Source organism: Enterococcus sp. 2G9_DIV0600 (assembly GCF_002140615.1).
GTDB lineage: Bacteria > Bacillota > Bacilli > Lactobacillales > Enterococcaceae > Enterococcus_D > Enterococcus_D innesii.
In genome coordinates this window covers 652713-668593 of record NZ_NGLL01000001.1, presented here as the reverse complement: position 1 = coordinate 668593, position 15881 = coordinate 652713, and the positions used below count along the sequence as shown (strand labels likewise).

Sequence of the window (15881 nt, the reverse complement as noted above, 5' to 3'; positions counted from 1 at the left end):
TAAATATTTGTTTTTCGTTGATTCCACTGTCTCATTCTCCTCATTTTTCGTGTACTTTTTTTCCTTGGACCCAGACTTGGCGAATATTTTGCATCGTTGCTAAGTACAGGATTTTTTGTAATCTTGCTTCGGGTGAGGTGAACACACCGAAGTCAGGCAAAGGATTTTCTTTTTGGCGCGTATCGATCACTTGCACATCAAACGCATAACCTTCTTTGATGACACCTACCGGTAATTTCAGTGCCTCACCGCCGCCTTTTGTCGCCAATGAGAACGCATCGATCACGGATATACGAGAATCGGCTACTCCTCGTGTGTTTTGAGGAAGCGTGACATCCACGCCATCTTCTAACATTCGCGAAGACATCACAGCTTGTTTGATGTTGTCATACAAACTCGGTGAAAAACCGCCGGAGATATCCGTTCCTAAACCAATCGTGACCCCTTGCTCTTTCAAGCGCTTGATTGGGATCACACCATTGGCAAAGTAGGCATTTGAGATGGGACAGTGCGCAACTGCGGCGCCGCTTTCGACAAAACGGGCGCCGTCAGCTGGGCTGATGAAATTGCCATGAGCCATCACTGCTTTTTCTCGCAACAAGCCGAAATCTTGCAGCACTTCGGTATCCGTTTTGCCAAATCGCTCTTGAACAAAGTCATGTTCCCATTGCCCTTCACTGCAGTGGGTCTGAACATGGACATCATATTTTTGAGCCAATGCGCCTAACCCTGCCAAGCCTTCATCGGTACAGCTCGGGACAAATCGCGGAGTAACCACAGGATAAACGCCTTGAGGTGCGGTCTTTGCGATTGCTTGTACTTCTTGAATAAAACGTTCTGTATCCGCTAATGCCTCTTCTGTTGATGCGTCCCGATAAAAAGCAGGATTGGCTTGAGGATCGTCCATAACGACTTTTCCGACTAATCCCCGTTGACCAAGAGCGGCACAAATCTTCGCCAATTGAAGGCTCGCTTCTAGATGGATCGTTGCAAAATAAAGAACCGTTGTCGTTCCTCTTGCCAATAGCTGTGCCACCAAATCTTGATAGACAGCTTTGGCAAATGCTGGATCGGCATATTTTGCCTCCAGTGGAAACGTGCATTCATCTAACCAGACATTTAACGGTTCATCTAACGCGATCCCTGCTTGCGGCCATTGTGGTGCATGGACATGCAGATCGACAAACCCTGGTAAAAAACACTGGCCTTCAGATAAAGCCTGCAGATTCTCTGATGCTTTCGCCAGCTCTGACTCATACCCTTGATCTGTTTTAGCAGTGACTTTTGTGATGATCCCTGCGTCATCGACTTGAATCAAAGCTTCTTCTATATACTCCAATTTTCCATCACTTGACGTATGGAAAACATCTCCTTTAAAATAGCGAATGGTTGCCATTTGGTTGATTTCCCCCGTTCTCTAAGACATTGTCAGGAAAAAGCTGTTCATTTAATGTTCCTTTTTCACTAACACGATGTTCTTATTTTAACGCTATTCGAAAATAGTGCAATAAAATTCACTATCATAAAGGAAGATAAAACGATAAATGTTCGGTTTTTATGCGATTTCAAAAAAAGCAGCCACTGTCTTGAATCAAGATAGTGACTGCTAAAGACGCTTATTCTTTTGTTTTCTTTGATTGTCGGCGAAATACCACCAGTCCACCTACTAGCAAACAGAGTACTCCTGCAATCGAGCCCCATTTTGCTGGCTCTAAAAAGCTTTGGATTCTTGAGGTTTGATTCGTTGCTGTCGTTCCTGATAGCTGAAACAAGAAAGCTAGCGGCTGATGTTCAAAACGAAGAATAACAAATAGGAGTGTCATCAAAAGAAATTGATGTACCAGACTCCCTTTGTTTTGTGTGGCATACTTGGCTAAGCTCTGCTGTTCAATTGCTTCCGGTTTTGCCGCCAAATACTGTTTCGTGAGCCATTGATTCAATCCCGCATTAAAGAAACTAATGACAAATAAACTTATTGGGATCAAAAAATCGCTGCTAAATAGAAGAACACCAACCATCAATCCAAGCAAATACGCCGGTACTAACTGTTTTTCTAGCAAGCGTGCGAGTTTTCCTCCGAGAAACATTGCGCCAAAAAGGCCCAGTGCATACGGCAAGTAAACATGAGTACTGAGCGCTTGTGCCCCAAATCGACCGGTAACATAGACCGAGCCGAAAAGAAAAAGAAAGTTACCGATCACTCCCCGAATAAAGGTGAGGGTGTTCAAGTGAAGCGGCTGTCTCCACGACTTACTGCGTTTCGTTAAAGTGATCAGCAGCAAAGCAAAGAGAAACAAGAAACCAGTGATCGCCCACTCAAAGAGGGCATTCGACTTGATCAGCCTGGCTGCTCGCAAGCCAAACAGTAAGAGAAAGAAAAAGAAATACAACAAAAATTGCTTGTTGAATAACTGGTTGCGCTGCATCAGCGGTCTTTTCGGTAGGTTTTTGAAGGTTTGACTACTCTTAGCCGCCAGCACAAAGAGTGCAAGATAACTGCCAAATAGACCAATGCCTTGAAGGTCATCAGGCAACCGTAAGGCAAACAATAAAACGAAAAGAAAGAACAGCGCCTCCTTCCAATCATTTTTCAGCGGCTGTTCAGTGAGCTTGGCTTTTTGGCGTACCATCAGGTCAGCTGGCGGCAACCAAGAAGCACTGATCCCCAACAAACCAGCAGCTGGCAAGAGTGCAGCGCTCCACCAAGTGCTCAAGATACCTACCAATGCGCCGGCGCCGCCGATCAAGACACTGGCTGCTAAGAGCGATGGTGCGAAAAGCGCCGTTAGCGTCTGTAAGAAAAAGACCCCTGTCATGCGAAAGGTATAAAAGAGCGCAAAGGCTAATGCTGCACTTAGCGACTGCTCTTTGCTCAAAGATAAGAAATAAAGATACGGGATGATCGTGATCGTATTGCTAATGATCAAAAGTGCGGTATGGGATTTTAAAGCTTTCATCGTCCGACTCCTTGCCTTGATTTAAAGTTCCATCTTTCTTCTATCCTACACTTTCAAGCAATCCTGTCAACTTGCGTGCCAAATTTAAGCAAAAAGAAACCAAGTGTGTTGTCAAAAGACTGACACTTCGTTTCTTTTTCTTATTGCGATTTTCGGTTAGGAGCCAGTAGACTGAATTGTTTGCTTAATTGCCTGAATTTCTTCATACAACCCTTGAAACTCTTTTGCAAGCTCACTCATGATGTCTGCGCTCATCAAAAGATCTTCCGCATGACTTAGTAGTAAGGACATCCAAACTTTGTCCCCTTGTGCTTCTTGTTGAACTAACTTCCGATGTGCCAAATGGGCTTCATGATAGTGTTCTTTTCCTTTTTCGATTGCTTGCAGTGCAGCCAGATTCTGGGCTTCTCTTCCTTTTTGAATACTTTCAAAAAAGCAACTTCTTGCCATACCCGCTTGCGAGATAATCTGAAAACAAATTTGTTCTTTTTCTTCCATTCTACTCTCCTATTAGTTCAAGTGCTTGTTCCAATGCTTTTTTTCCATCCATCATGCCATAGGTGCGCATGTCGATACTGGCTGCTGGACAAGCAACTAAACCTTGGACTTCATTTAATCGGTATGAAACTTGCGGTCCTAACAGTACGCAATCAGCATCTTTTGCTGCAGTCGTGACCGATTCAATAGAGAACGCATCGATCGCCACCGTTTCTCCTTTTTCTTGCGCTGCTTTTTTCATATTATTTACTAAGACGCCAGTAGACATGCCGCCAGCGCAAACTAATACTATTTTTTTCATCATTGTTCCTCCATTTTCTCGTTATTTGTTACTCAACGACTGCCGCTTGGGTTTGCAGATTCTTTTCTTCAGCGAGTGCTGCTTTGTCTTGCAGACGCATAAAAGGGATGTAGATGATGACACATAAGATAAATTGAATCAATTGTGCAATGATCCCTTGCCAGCCATTCACTAAGAAGCCACCGAAAATAATCGGAAATCCAGTTGGGATATTGACTCCATTGTGATAAGGCAAAAAGCCGACAATTGTTAAGAGATATACTGACAACACGGAAACAGCCGGTGTTAACATCAAGGGAAGCAGCATTCTGATATTCATCACCTGAGGAATCCCAAATTTGATTGGCTCAGAAATACCAAACATGGAAGGGATCAAACCAATTTTACCAACAGCTTTTAGCTGCTCTGATTTGCAACCAAAAATAGCCAGTAAAGCGACTGCAAATGAACGAGCCCCGCGATTGTTCAAAATAAACCCAATCGTAAACAAATGTGGTAATGCTTGGCCGGCACTGTACGCCGCCAGATTATCAAGCCCTGGTTGGTAAAAGACCAACATCAAGATCGGATAAACAGCCAACACTCCGTGAATGCCAAAGAACCAAAGAAATTCGATAAACGCCACAATGATCATACAAGCAAAAATATTCGCTCCTAGCAAGGTCAATGGAGCTTGTACCCAAGTATAGATCATATCTGTCAGCGTGCCGTAAGGAGTTGCCGCCATGCCCACATAAATGATGCCCATAATGGCTGAAACAATAATTGCTGGCACGATCGCTGCAAAGGATTTGTTGACGATCGGCGGTACCGAATCCGGCATTTTGATCATCAAATTCTTCTGTACACATAAAATGTAAATTCTGGCACCCAACAATCCGCCAAACATGGCGACAAACATCCCACCGGAGCCAAGGGTCGACAACTCCATCGTACGGGTTTCTTCTAAAGTCGAAATCGGACTCAAGATCAAAAATGATACCAAACTCATGATACCGGCATTTAGTTGATCCGCATTTAAATGCTCGGCTAATTTATAGCCGACTAGAAAGGCGACATAAACGGAAACGACATCGATTGTCATCGCGTTGACTTGGGTTAATAATGCTTTCAAACCAATTTGTTCCATTATCTGTTGCGTTGCCCCAATGTCGATCGCATTGATCAAGGAAGCAATGGAACTGATCATCATGACGGGCATTAAGCCCATCATTGCATTGGCAATGGCTTTCATATAAATATTGTTTTGTACTTGAACGGCTGCAGCTAGTATTTTATCTTTCAGTGTATTCATAAGGTCCTCCTTCACTTAATCCCGCAAGTATTTATCTTTAAGCAGCTGGATTTTCTGCTGTGAAAAACCCAGTTCTTCTTTTACATACGTTTCAATCCCCCCATGAGCCTCAATCAAATCCAAAGCGGTTTGTAAAAAACACCGATCAGCTTCTTTGAAGTATCGCATTGCTGCCACAAAATCGGGGTTGTTCGTTTCTTCTTGTATCAGCTTGAGACTCTTGGTATTTTTCTCCCTTTTGTACTCGTTGGTCAGCAGGTAATCTTCCATGACCTCTTCATAACTGACACCCAACAGTAACTGAATCAGGGCAACCCCATACCCGGTGCGGTCTTTGCCACCACGGCAGTGCTGAACCACTGCACCTTCAGCTTCCAAATGAATGTCCAATACTTCTTTAAAAACGGTCTTGCATTGACTGTTTTCAACAAATTCATAATTTTGCCGAATCATCAATTCTTTTGCAACTTCGGCGGTGATTTTTTCTGCAGAAAGTGCCATTGGCTCCCCTTCTTCTGAAGAAGCTAAAGCAGCAATATCAGCAATTGGCGTCAAATAAAGGATCTGAGCATTCCCAATGGGTTTGTCTTCATTGTCTGCTCTTTCTTGGGCATTGCGGTAGTCAATAATTTTCTCAATTCCCAGAGCTGCTAATTTTTTCTGATCGGCTTCTGTCAATTTGCTCAATTCGTCTGAGCAGTATAGTTTTCCAGTCACTACGTATTTGCCCTCTTTGGTCCGATAGCCGCCAAAATCGCGAAAATTATACGCACCTTCTAAGGTTACTTTTTCATTTGTCATATACTACTCCTTTAAATAATTAATGAACGTCATAAAGTCCGTTGTCGCAGCTAGTTTGTTTACTTTATCCAACGAAGAACATTGTTTGATCAAATGATCATTCAGCGGTTTCACTTTTAAATGATCTTGTTCCGCAATCACTAATAAGAAAACGAGACGAACCGTCTGTTTGTACCAGAACACTGGCTTTTTCAAGTTTGCAACGGCAATCACCGTTTCTGAACCAATCAGTGCATTGGGATGAGGGAAAGCGACTGACGGCAAGAAATCGGTTCCAAAAAAGGCTTCTCGTTCAAAAACTAAGGTTTCAAAATTCTCAGGCATTGAATACTGTTCTTTGATTTGTTGGCATAAAAAATGCAACACCGCTTCTTTTGTTTCAAATTCTTGTTCACAGATGAATAACGATTCCTTAAAGTAGTTCAAAAGCACTTCTTCTGTGAAGACAGCGGCCAATGCGGCTTCGATCTTTTTGATCATATCCGGTTGCATAAAATAATCAACATTCATAACAGGAATCGTTCCTTCGTAAGGAAGTGGAATCGAAGAAAAGATAAAATCGAACTCCTGCTCTTCGATCATTTGCAAAAATTCATATTGATTGCATACCGTGACTTTCTTGATATAATTGCGAAAATAAAACTCAAATTTCTCTTTAAGGAAGGTATTGGCCGCTCGGCCGAGGTCATTGACCACTAAAATATACTTGCGCTGTGTTTGCGAATCTTTCTTATTTAAAGCCACATCAAAGTGCATCGCCAAATAGCTGAGTTCATGATCACTGATGGTCTTTTCAAATTGCTTTGCAATGACTTGACCGGCAATAATGGCTAAATCATAAGCGACATTACAGTGTACCTTCACCTCATTCAACAAAGGATTTTTCAGCTCGATCCCCAATTCGATCCGATCGATCAGCGGAGCAAAGTGCAACATCAACATCGTTTGCAGATCCAAGTCTTTACTGAAATCGATTTGGCGGCTTTCCTTGATCGCTTTTAAAATTTTGCTGACCAATTCTGCTGCTTCATCAGAAACAGTCATCTTTTCATTTCTAGGGACTACTCGTTTGCCAACGATTTGCCCTAAAACATAATTTCGCTCGTATTCGGTAAAATGTACAGCACACTCTTTTTCAATTCTGGCGATGATTCGCTCTCCTAGTAATGTCTGTTCATCATTGGTCCTGCCGCTGATCGGTAGGTTTCGATCTAAGTAGCGGCCGCTTTGCATGCGTAAGACAGCGATCGCTAAATGATTTACCAGATTGTTCAAAATAGCCTCCGACATGGGGTAGGCTTTTTGCGAAAACTCCGACGAAACGATCGCTTTTATCTGCTGGTGAAGAAGCGACGGTGTATCTTCGCTGATTGTGCCCTCTTCTAACTGCTTGATATGGGTTCTTTGCAAATAATTACTAGCCATAAACCGTCTCAAGTCAAATTCGCTGCCGCTAAGTTTCATTCCGTAATACGGCTTCGTTTGAATGGAGAGCTGGTAATGGCTTAGTATCCGTCGCAGCTTTTTCAATTCTTGAGATAGCTTGCTTTGAGAAATGAATAAGCGTTCGCAAAGCATTTCGGATTTAATATACGTTTCTTCTTGAATAAAGAATTCAATAATTCTAGAAACAAAGTCGTCATTGTGGGCCGCTTGTTCTTTCCTTCGCTGAAAAGCTTCTTCGTTCGTTATTTGTAAATACAACCCACTCCCTTTTTTCGCTTGAATCATACAACCGTATCGTTCTTGATGCTGGTTGATTTCTTCTGCATAACGGCGAACGGTTTTCCTGCTAACACCCAACTCGGTAGCAGCCGCTTTACTCGTCATAAAACCGTCATGCTCCGAAAGTGTTCTTAACAACAATAGGCTTAATTTTTCCATCTCTCTCTCCCTCGCTTACTAGTTTAGAGTCAAACCCAAGCAACCTCCATAGGTATATCTTCCCTTTCATTAGGGGAAATTTCTACAAGAAGTTTTATGAAATAAGTCAAAAAAAAAACGCCGCAAGCGAAAATCCTTGCGACGGGACTGGTTCTATTTAATGGAACAAGCTTCTTATAACTAAACAGCGATAGTCGAGGTGTATTACTGGATCCAAAGTCCATGCTTCTCTTTGACAATGTGCAGCTTGCTGTCAGGCAGCAGCCAGCATTCGATTTCTCCTCCTTGAAGCTTCACTTTGATTGCTTCTTGCTGATAAGTGATCGTAAACGTCAATGATTCGATTTTCTGCGGCAAATGATTCGCCAGATGAAGTCCCCGATCATAGGTCAGACCAGCAAAACCATAAATCAAACTCAACCAGCTACCACCCATATTGGCTGCATGAACACCATCTACAACATTCTTTTGCAAATCGTTGAGATCCATCAGTGCAGTATCCATGAAGTAGCGATACGCTTTTTCAGTGTCGCCGATTCGGCTAGCCATCACACTAAAGATGGAACGAGACAACGAGGAGTCATGGGTCGTCACCTGCTCGTAATAGTCATAGTCTCTTGTTAATTGATCTGCTGAAAATTCATGGGTAAACAGCATCTCTGCTAAAACCGTATCTGCTTGCTTGCATACTTGATACTTATAAATAACCATTGGATGATAATGAAGCAGAAGCGGATAATTCTCAGATGGTGTTTCCTCAAATGGCCACAGCGCTTGATCTAAGAACGAATCATCTTGTTTCGTTAACTGCCGCTCTTCGTCATAGCCGAAGTACATCAAGTCAGCCGCTTTTTCCCAATCAGCAATCATTTCTTGATAGACATTGTAGCGTTTTGCCAGTTCGACCGCATAGCGTAAGTTATTTTGTACCATTTTGTTTGTATAAAAATTGTTGTTTACCAAAGCGCTGTATTCGTCTGGTCCTGTCACTCCATGAATACAAAATCGCTCTTGTCCTTCTTTTATAGCAAACGTGCCATAATGAAACCAGAATTTCGCTGTTTCAAAAACGACTTCTTGACCAATTTCTTCAATAAAGGTTTGATCACCCGTGATACGTTCATATAATTGAAAGCCATACACGATATCGGCATTGATATGCAGCTGTGCTGTACCTGCTGGATAATAGGCACTCGTTTCATTACCGTCAATCGTGCGCCAAGCAAACAAGGCCCCTGCTTGATTCAATTCTTGTGCTCGTTTTTTGGCTTGCGGCAAAATACTTGCACGATAGGAAAGCAAGCTTTTGGCTATCTCGGGGTTCGTATAAATGAAGAACGGCAGCAGATACATTTCTGTATCCCAAAAATAATGTCCTTCATATCCTTCACCCGTCAGCCCTTTTGCGGCAAAATTCGTTTTCCCATCACGCCCAGCACCTTGATTCAAATGAAACAAATTGAATCGAATCCCTTTTTGCAAATAGTCATCACCCACAATTTGAATATCGCTGGCTTGCCAGAAAGATTGATAGTAATCCGCTTGTTCTTTTAATAGGACAGAAAACTTGTCGACGCTCTGCTGAAATGGTGTCTCACCAATCCTTTGCAACAATTTGACCTGAAAAATCGAAGTTGACGGTTCTCCAACAGTCAAATGCTGCTTTTCTTGATGTAGCTGAATAGCGATTTTCTTTTGACTATTTGGTGCTGTCCATACTTGGTATGCGCCCATTTGTTCTTTTTCCAATTGATGATTCTTACTGGCAACTCGAGGATCATCTATTTTATTGACAGAGAATTGCTGATTTAATGTGTGGGAGAGTTCGATCGGTTCTGAAAAATCGGCTGTTATCACTTCATAGCGACAAACATAGAGTTCACTGCGCGTCATTGACGCAAACGAAGTTAACCCCAACTCAAAAGACTTTCCAGTCGGAGTAGTGATCCGATAACTTTCCGTTAGAACCCCATCAGCTAATTTAAGACTCATTTGGGTTCGTTCGACTTGCCATTCCTCAACCGAAGAATCCTCCTCGCCGATTTTCAAAATAACTCCACGCAAGTTGGGCAGTTTGCAAATCGTTTGATGTTCTTTTGCATACCCATAAGCCCATTCGCCATACTGAATCGGCTCGCTGTCAAAAAAGCCGTTGACAAACGCCCCAGGATTTCCTGGATACAGTTGATTGACCTTCAAAGGATGCCCTGCACGGACGCCGATTTGCCCATTTCCTAAAGCGAACAATGTTTCTAGATACTCCATTTTCTGATGGGACAGCTCATCAGCTGTCAATAGAAAGTCGTTTTTCTTCATCCTTTATCCTCCAAGTCTTTTGGTTTATTCCTCGTTATCTTCACTTAGTTTCTATCCTACACTTCTAGCCATTGATTGCAAGGCTCAGCACTTCGTCCTTTTGCCACAAGCATCTCTTTAGAGCCGAGCAGCGAATGTATGATACCATGAAGCAAACACGAAAGAAGGCGATTTCTTGGATTTATGGCTTACAAATGTACAACTTGAGACGAGTTATTTAAAAGAAGGCGATTGGTCTTATGGAACCAAAACAGAAAATACAGCAATCGGGATCAATGATGGAAAAATAGCGGAAATCGTGCCGATGACCGAATGGCAGGCATCAAGCGAAGCGACGATCATTGATGGGGAAAATCAGTTATTGTTGCCAGGATTAATCGAAAAACATTGTCATTTGGACAAAAGTAAATTAGGTACTCCTTGGCGTCCAGTAACGCCGGCAGCTAGCTTGGTAGAACGATTTGAAACTGAGATTCCCCAATTAGATGCCTTACCACTATCGATCAAAGAACGTGGACAAGCGCTGATTGATTTAGAACTGCCTCATGGTGCGGTGATGTTCCGCTCACATATTGATATTGAACCAATGACTCAGCTGCGTTATTTTGATGCAATTACCGAATTAGTTGCCGAACAACCTTTTGGCTCGGAGTTGGTCTTATTCCCACAACATGGCTTATTGCGCTCAAATGCTGCTTATTTGATTGAAGAAGCCTTAGCAACGGGCAAAGCATCTTTTATTGGCGGTGTTGATCCTTATACACTCGATCAAGATTACCAGGCTTCCTTACGGACAACTTTTGAACTTGCTCAAAAAGGACATGTCGGGATTGACCTCCATCTTCATGATCGGCAAGAAGCTGGCAGAGCGACCGTCAAAGAAATGATTCGTTTGACGAAGGAATTCAATATGCAAGGAAAAGTGGCGATCAGTCACGCCTTTGGTCTAAATGACTTTGAAGGCACAGAACGCAAAGAAGTCTTTCAAGCCTTAGCAGACTTAGAGATCCATATCATTTCAAGTATTCCCATCAGCCCTGGCACGATTCCACCGCTTAAGGAATTGCAAAGCTATGGCGTTGCTGTTCATATTGGTTGCGACAACGTCTATGATTCCTGGTCTTCTCTAGGAGATGGTTCTTTACAAGAAAAACTGGCCCGCTATTTAGAGATATTTGCCGTCAAAAGTCAGGAAGACTTGACGCAAGCATTAGGTTTAGTCACGGATGGCAAAGTGCCATTGGATAAAAACGGTGCGCAGCAATGGCCTAAGGTTGGTGACTCAGCTGATTTCTTACTGACACCAGCTGCTTGTACGGCAGAATTCGTTGCCCGCAAAGGCTTCGTCAGCAAAAGCTTTTATCGAGGAACGGTTGTTTTCACCGCATAAATCTTACCTATATAAAAGGCATCTGCGCTTCTTTTTAGAGGCGCAGATGCCTTTTTTCAGGAATAGCCGTAGTTGTACATAGTCTTTCAAACCTCTTGCGTTAAAAAAATACGAAAAGACGATCATTCTTTAATTCTCACCATCTACATGTCCTCTCCAAATTACCTATGAGACTATGCACGATACTTTGTGATCAGATGTTTAGGATTCATTACCTTTCTCTCTAAACTGATACGATTTAGTGTAACCAAATGTGTTTAAATGATCAATGCCTGTGCAATATAGTGAGTCATAAACTGCCAGACCGAGTTGTTTTCCAAAAGAAACTTCCCCTTTTCTTCTGTGCATACTTCAATAGTCGGTCCAGCAGAAAGTCCGCCAAGTAGTCTTTATGATACCTCATAGTTATCTTTTCGGTAGCGATATAGGTAAATATTTGCATCGCTTTTTTTTCAGCGTCTTCTTTCATTTCCCCACACATTCCAGTATTCATATCTGCTGTTCAAAAAACAGGAAGCATATAAAATCGCATTAAAGTCCGCCAAAATCAATATTGTGTCCACCTGGTTTTGGTAATGATAAAATATGCTCCTAATCATCAGCCGCTTTATTCGCACTAACGGGTATAAAACTGTGCACTCTTAGAGTGACCAATGAATAGTGATTAAAAAAGCAAACAATTTTCTTTGTTGATTTTTATGGATCGATTATCTTTGCTCTTTTGAAACAATTATTTTCTAGTTATCCAGCAAGACTACAATTGACTTGTGTATGACCTAAATGGATTCCAAAACTCATTTATTTTTCCACCTTAAAATCAAAATAGTCCATTACTAATTCACAATACATCATATTTGCCCAAGAAAACCATTCTCGGGTGTAATCACTTGGATCATCAACATTGATTCCTTCATGCATCAACTTTGTACCAGCGTCAATAGCCGTTAATTGATCAAGGATACTGGCTTTTTCTGTTTTGTCTTTCGATGTTAATCCCGTCATAGCCATTGCGATCGGCCATACGAAGTTCTCAGGTGTATGAGATGAACCAATGCCGCTTGCATACTTTCCTTGATAAAAATAAGGATTTTCTCGACTAAGGAGTGTTCTTCTAGTTGCTAAATAGATTGGATCTTCCATTGAGCAGTACCCCAGATAAGGTGCTGAAATCAAATTTGGTACATTGCTGTCATCCATAATCACTGCATTGCCAAATCCGTCTACTTCATAAGCGTAAACTGTCTCTCCTTTTTTATTTGTCGTGTAGGCGTATTTGTCAATCCCTGCTTGGATCTCCTCACGCAGAGTTGAAGCAGAATCTACGATTTCAGGTTCTTCTAAAATAGTGGTAAAAATGAACTTCAAGTAATCAAGAATCACAACAGCAAACATATTGGAAGGAATCAAATAACCATACCGGCATGCATCATCACTAGGTCTAAATCCCGACCAAGTCATTCCCGTCTTAGCAACTGGCGTTCCTTTGCCCCCATTTGTCAGTGTATCTTCTTGTCTCACAGTGTCACGTGTAAAACGATAGGTAGATTGCTCATGATCTTGTTCAATGCGAAATACATCGATGATCATCTTCGCTCCTTTGACAAAGGCAGCATCAAAATGATCGGTACGTCCCGTATTTTTATAAAGTAAATACGCCAATTGCACAGGATAGCACAGAGAATCAACCTCGTATTTTCGTTCCCAGATCCAGCCATTCATCCTCGTATCATCCTCTTGATGCCCGGCAAAGTTTTCCGTTTCATTAAAAGCATTGGCATAAGGATCAATAGCGATAAACGTAAATTGTTTTTTTACTAGACCCGCAATCATATCAGCCAACCCCTGGTCTTTTTTTGCAAGGTAAAGATAAGGACGGACTTGTGCTGTTGAATCCCGCAGCCACATCGCGGGTATATCTCCAGTCAACACAAAGGTACTGCCATCACTCTGCTTTTTTACTGTCGTAAGGACGGTATTGGCAAACGCTGCCTGAAAACTTTCTGCCCACTTGGAGTGCTCTACTCCGCATAGCTCGGTGATTTCTTCCATAAATTCTTTCACAACAGTTGGTACTTTTTGATAGGGCATTCTTTCCACCTCTTGAAAAGAAAAACTGGTTTCCCAGTTTTTCTAAAATTTTTCTATTGCCGCGGCTGCTTCCAATGCCATGACTCCCGACAATTGATCTGATAAATAAACACTTTCAGGCAATTCCTCCACAAGCCAATCTCGGTAAGTCAGCAAATGATGTTCCTTTGTACTATGCTGTAAGAGCAGTTCACAGCTGGAAATAACAAAGTATTTAATGAAGGAAGCATCCAATCCAAATTGTTGTGCTTTTTCAAACAATAATTTTAAGTATCGGTATTCGATTCCCTTAAATAATCCGATATCTCCTCCATCTCCTTGGTCATCGAACACACCACTTGCCCCAATTGTTTCAATGGACGTTTTTGCACAACGCAGTGCTTCTTCTAAATAAGTGGGATCCTTCGTTACATGAAAAAACTCGATCAAAGCGCCAATATACACTCCTTGATTATAGGTAAATTGCCATTGAACATCGACTTTTCCATCACCATTTCGATTGATACCATCTTCTACAAATTTTGTTTCAGGATTCACTAAGTGCTCTCTCATCCACTTGAGCGTCTCATGACTAGTGTTCAAATAGCGTTCATCTGCTTCTATTTGATACAGTCTTAGGGCTAAAATCATAATCGGTGCGTTTACCGGAGTATTTTTATAATCAAGCTGTGTTCTTTTCCACGCAAAACCGCCATTCATGTGATCATTCCAGGCTGTATCAAAAATATCGAGACAGACTTCCCGCGCATCTTCTAAATATTCCTGTTTTTGAGTCAATTCATACAAGCGTAGGCCGGCTAAAGCGTTCCAAAGCATGTCGTCGTAGTATTCATGAAGCAGTGTTCCCTGATTTCGCTGTTTATTATAGCGATAAGTCTCTTCCGCAGCTTGCAAGTACTGTTCTTTCTTTGTTCTCAAATAAGCATCAATGCGGACATCGACTAAATGAGCAATCCACCAATAGTTGAAAACAGTGTTTTCTTCCACATTTCTTAATGGATACACATTGTTTACAAATTGCTCTGGTGTTTCTGCTTTGTAGAAATAGTCAATACTTTCCTGAGCAAGCTCCGCATAGTTATTAAAATCGGTCATTCTCCTGATCCTTCTTTCAAAATTTTATCACCTTGCTGTTGGGCATTTTCAAGGGCTTTTTGTGCATTGATTTTTCCAGAAAATACATTTTCTAATTGTGGAATCAATGCGAGTCTCTCAACATCAGAGTAACCAGTCACAGTTGGACGGATTTTAGCAAAATCCATCGTTTCCACAAAAGCTTTATATTTTTCATTTTCCGTAAAGTAAGGATCTTGCGCTGCCTCGATATTTGCTGGCAACCACGTTGAGATTTTAGCAAATTCAACACCGACATCTGGATTTGTAGTCCACCATTTAATAAAGTCCCATGCAGCGTCTTGATTTTTAGCAGTTTTCGGAATCACTAATCCGAATCCTCCTGTCAATGCGCCTTTATCACCATTTGGCCCTGTCATCGGCGGTACGATACCGTATTCCAATCCATCTACTTTATCATAGTCAGCCAATGCCCAAGGACCATTATATGCCAAAGCTACTTTTCCTGCGGCAAAGGCATCAGACCCGTCGTTAAACCCTTGTTGATAAACTTTTGCTTCATTCATCAGCTTATCCCAAAAGTCCAAAACTTCCATACCTGCTTCAGAGTTAAACGCTGTTGCAGTATTATCGGTATTCAACATACTGCCGCCTGCTTGTTGAAGCCACATATTGAACAAACCGACATCATCTAATGAAAAACCAGCCTGGACAAGTGTATTTCCGTCCCATTTTGTCGTTTTTTCTGCGACATCTAACAATTCATCCCAGGTTGTTGGCGGTTCGACGCCCGCTTCGTCTAATAAAGTTTTATTATAAAAAAGCGAGCGATTATCTACTAAAAGCGGAATCCCGTATTGTTTCTCTTCATATTGCATCTCTTTCACTGTCTCTTCATAAAAAGAAGTCATATCGATATTGTCTTCCGCAATTAAATCATCTAAATCCAACAGTGCATTTTTCTGAGCGTACATTGCCGTATTCACCCGATCCCATAAAATGACATCTGGAATCTCGCCGCCAGCCATACCAGTCAGTAGCTTTTCTTCTACATTGTCTTGTACTTTATAAGCAACCTCATATTTATCCTGGCTATCATTGTATTGATTGATCAATTGATTCAGCTGATCAACTTGATCACCGCTCCACGATCCCCAAAAGGTAATCGTTTGCTTCTCCCCGTCTGTCTGGTCAGTCTGCTCATTACTGCTGCCGCAAGCACCTAGCAATGTGATCGCCCCTGCTAACAGAAATCCTTTTAAAACTTTTTTCATTTCA

General features: G+C 41.8%; 12 protein-coding genes. 1 reads left to right on the top strand and 11 read right to left on the bottom strand.

Going from position 1 to position 15881, the window contains the following annotated elements; translation table 11 throughout:
• Window positions 1–40: 40 nt before the first annotated feature.
• From guaD to A5870_RS03110, 8 genes are all read right to left on the bottom strand, one after another.
• Complete coding sequence (gene guaD, locus A5870_RS03145; RefSeq protein WP_086291779.1) at window positions 41–1396, bottom strand: guanine deaminase; 1356 nt, start codon at window positions 1394–1396, stop codon at window positions 41–43.
• Between the two features lie 220 nt (window positions 1397–1616).
• Window positions 1617–2957 carry a hypothetical protein gene (locus tag A5870_RS03140; protein WP_086291778.1) on the bottom strand — a complete coding sequence of 447 codons (1341 nt, stop codon included), beginning with the start codon at window positions 2955–2957 and terminating at the stop codon, window positions 1617–1619.
• 156 nt (window positions 2958–3113) lie between these two features.
• Window positions 3114–3455 (bottom strand): PTS lactose/cellobiose transporter subunit IIA, encoded by a 342-nt coding sequence (locus tag A5870_RS03135; protein WP_061053195.1) that lies wholly within the window; start codon window positions 3453–3455, stop codon window positions 3114–3116.
• Between the two features lies 1 nt (window position 3456).
• A complete protein-coding gene (locus A5870_RS03130; protein ID WP_010749922.1) occupies window positions 3457–3756 on the bottom strand; it encodes a PTS sugar transporter subunit IIB in 300 nt (99 codons plus the stop codon).
• Window positions 3757–3784: 28 nt separating this feature from the next.
• Complete coding sequence (locus tag A5870_RS03125; RefSeq protein WP_086291777.1) at window positions 3785–5050, bottom strand: PTS sugar transporter subunit IIC; 1266 nt, start codon at window positions 5048–5050, stop codon at window positions 3785–3787.
• A gap of 15 nt (window positions 5051–5065) precedes the next feature.
• Window positions 5066–5851: a tyrosine-protein phosphatase gene (locus A5870_RS03120; RefSeq protein WP_086291776.1), complete on the bottom strand. Its 786-nt coding sequence runs from the start codon at window positions 5849–5851 to the stop codon at window positions 5066–5068.
• 3 nt (window positions 5852–5854) lie between these two features.
• A complete protein-coding gene (locus A5870_RS03115) occupies window positions 5855–7735 on the bottom strand; it encodes a BglG family transcription antiterminator (protein WP_081117926.1) in 1881 nt (626 codons plus the stop codon).
• A gap of 204 nt (window positions 7736–7939) precedes the next feature.
• On the bottom strand, window positions 7940–10051 hold the full coding sequence (locus tag A5870_RS03110; protein WP_081117925.1) for a glycoside hydrolase family 65 protein: 2112 nt from the start codon (window positions 10049–10051) through the stop codon (window positions 7940–7942).
• A gap of 175 nt (window positions 10052–10226) precedes the next feature.
• Between A5870_RS03110 and A5870_RS03105 the strand changes: the two genes are divergently transcribed.
• The gene (locus A5870_RS03105; RefSeq protein ID WP_086291775.1) at window positions 10227–11441 is read left to right on the top strand and encodes an amidohydrolase family protein; all 1215 of its coding nucleotides are present in this window, start codon (window positions 10227–10229) and stop codon (window positions 11439–11441) included.
• A gap of 798 nt (window positions 11442–12239) precedes the next feature.
• Here A5870_RS03105 and A5870_RS03095 read toward each other — a convergent pair.
• The 3 genes from A5870_RS03095 to A5870_RS03085 are packed head-to-tail and all read right to left on the bottom strand — an operon-like array spanning window position 12240 to window position 15877.
• A complete protein-coding gene (locus A5870_RS03095; protein ID WP_086291773.1) occupies window positions 12240–13529 on the bottom strand; it encodes a glycoside hydrolase family 125 protein in 1290 nt (429 codons plus the stop codon).
• A gap of 42 nt (window positions 13530–13571) precedes the next feature.
• Window positions 13572–14624, bottom strand: a complete 1053-nt coding sequence (locus tag A5870_RS03090; RefSeq protein WP_086291772.1) for a glycoside hydrolase family 76 protein — start codon at window positions 14622–14624, stop codon at window positions 13572–13574.
• A complete protein-coding gene (locus tag A5870_RS03085) occupies window positions 14621–15877 on the bottom strand; it encodes an ABC transporter substrate-binding protein (protein WP_086291771.1) in 1257 nt (418 codons plus the stop codon). The genes A5870_RS03090 and A5870_RS03085 overlap by 4 nt, the downstream gene beginning before the upstream one ends.
• Between the last annotated feature and the right edge of the window lie 4 nt (window positions 15878–15881).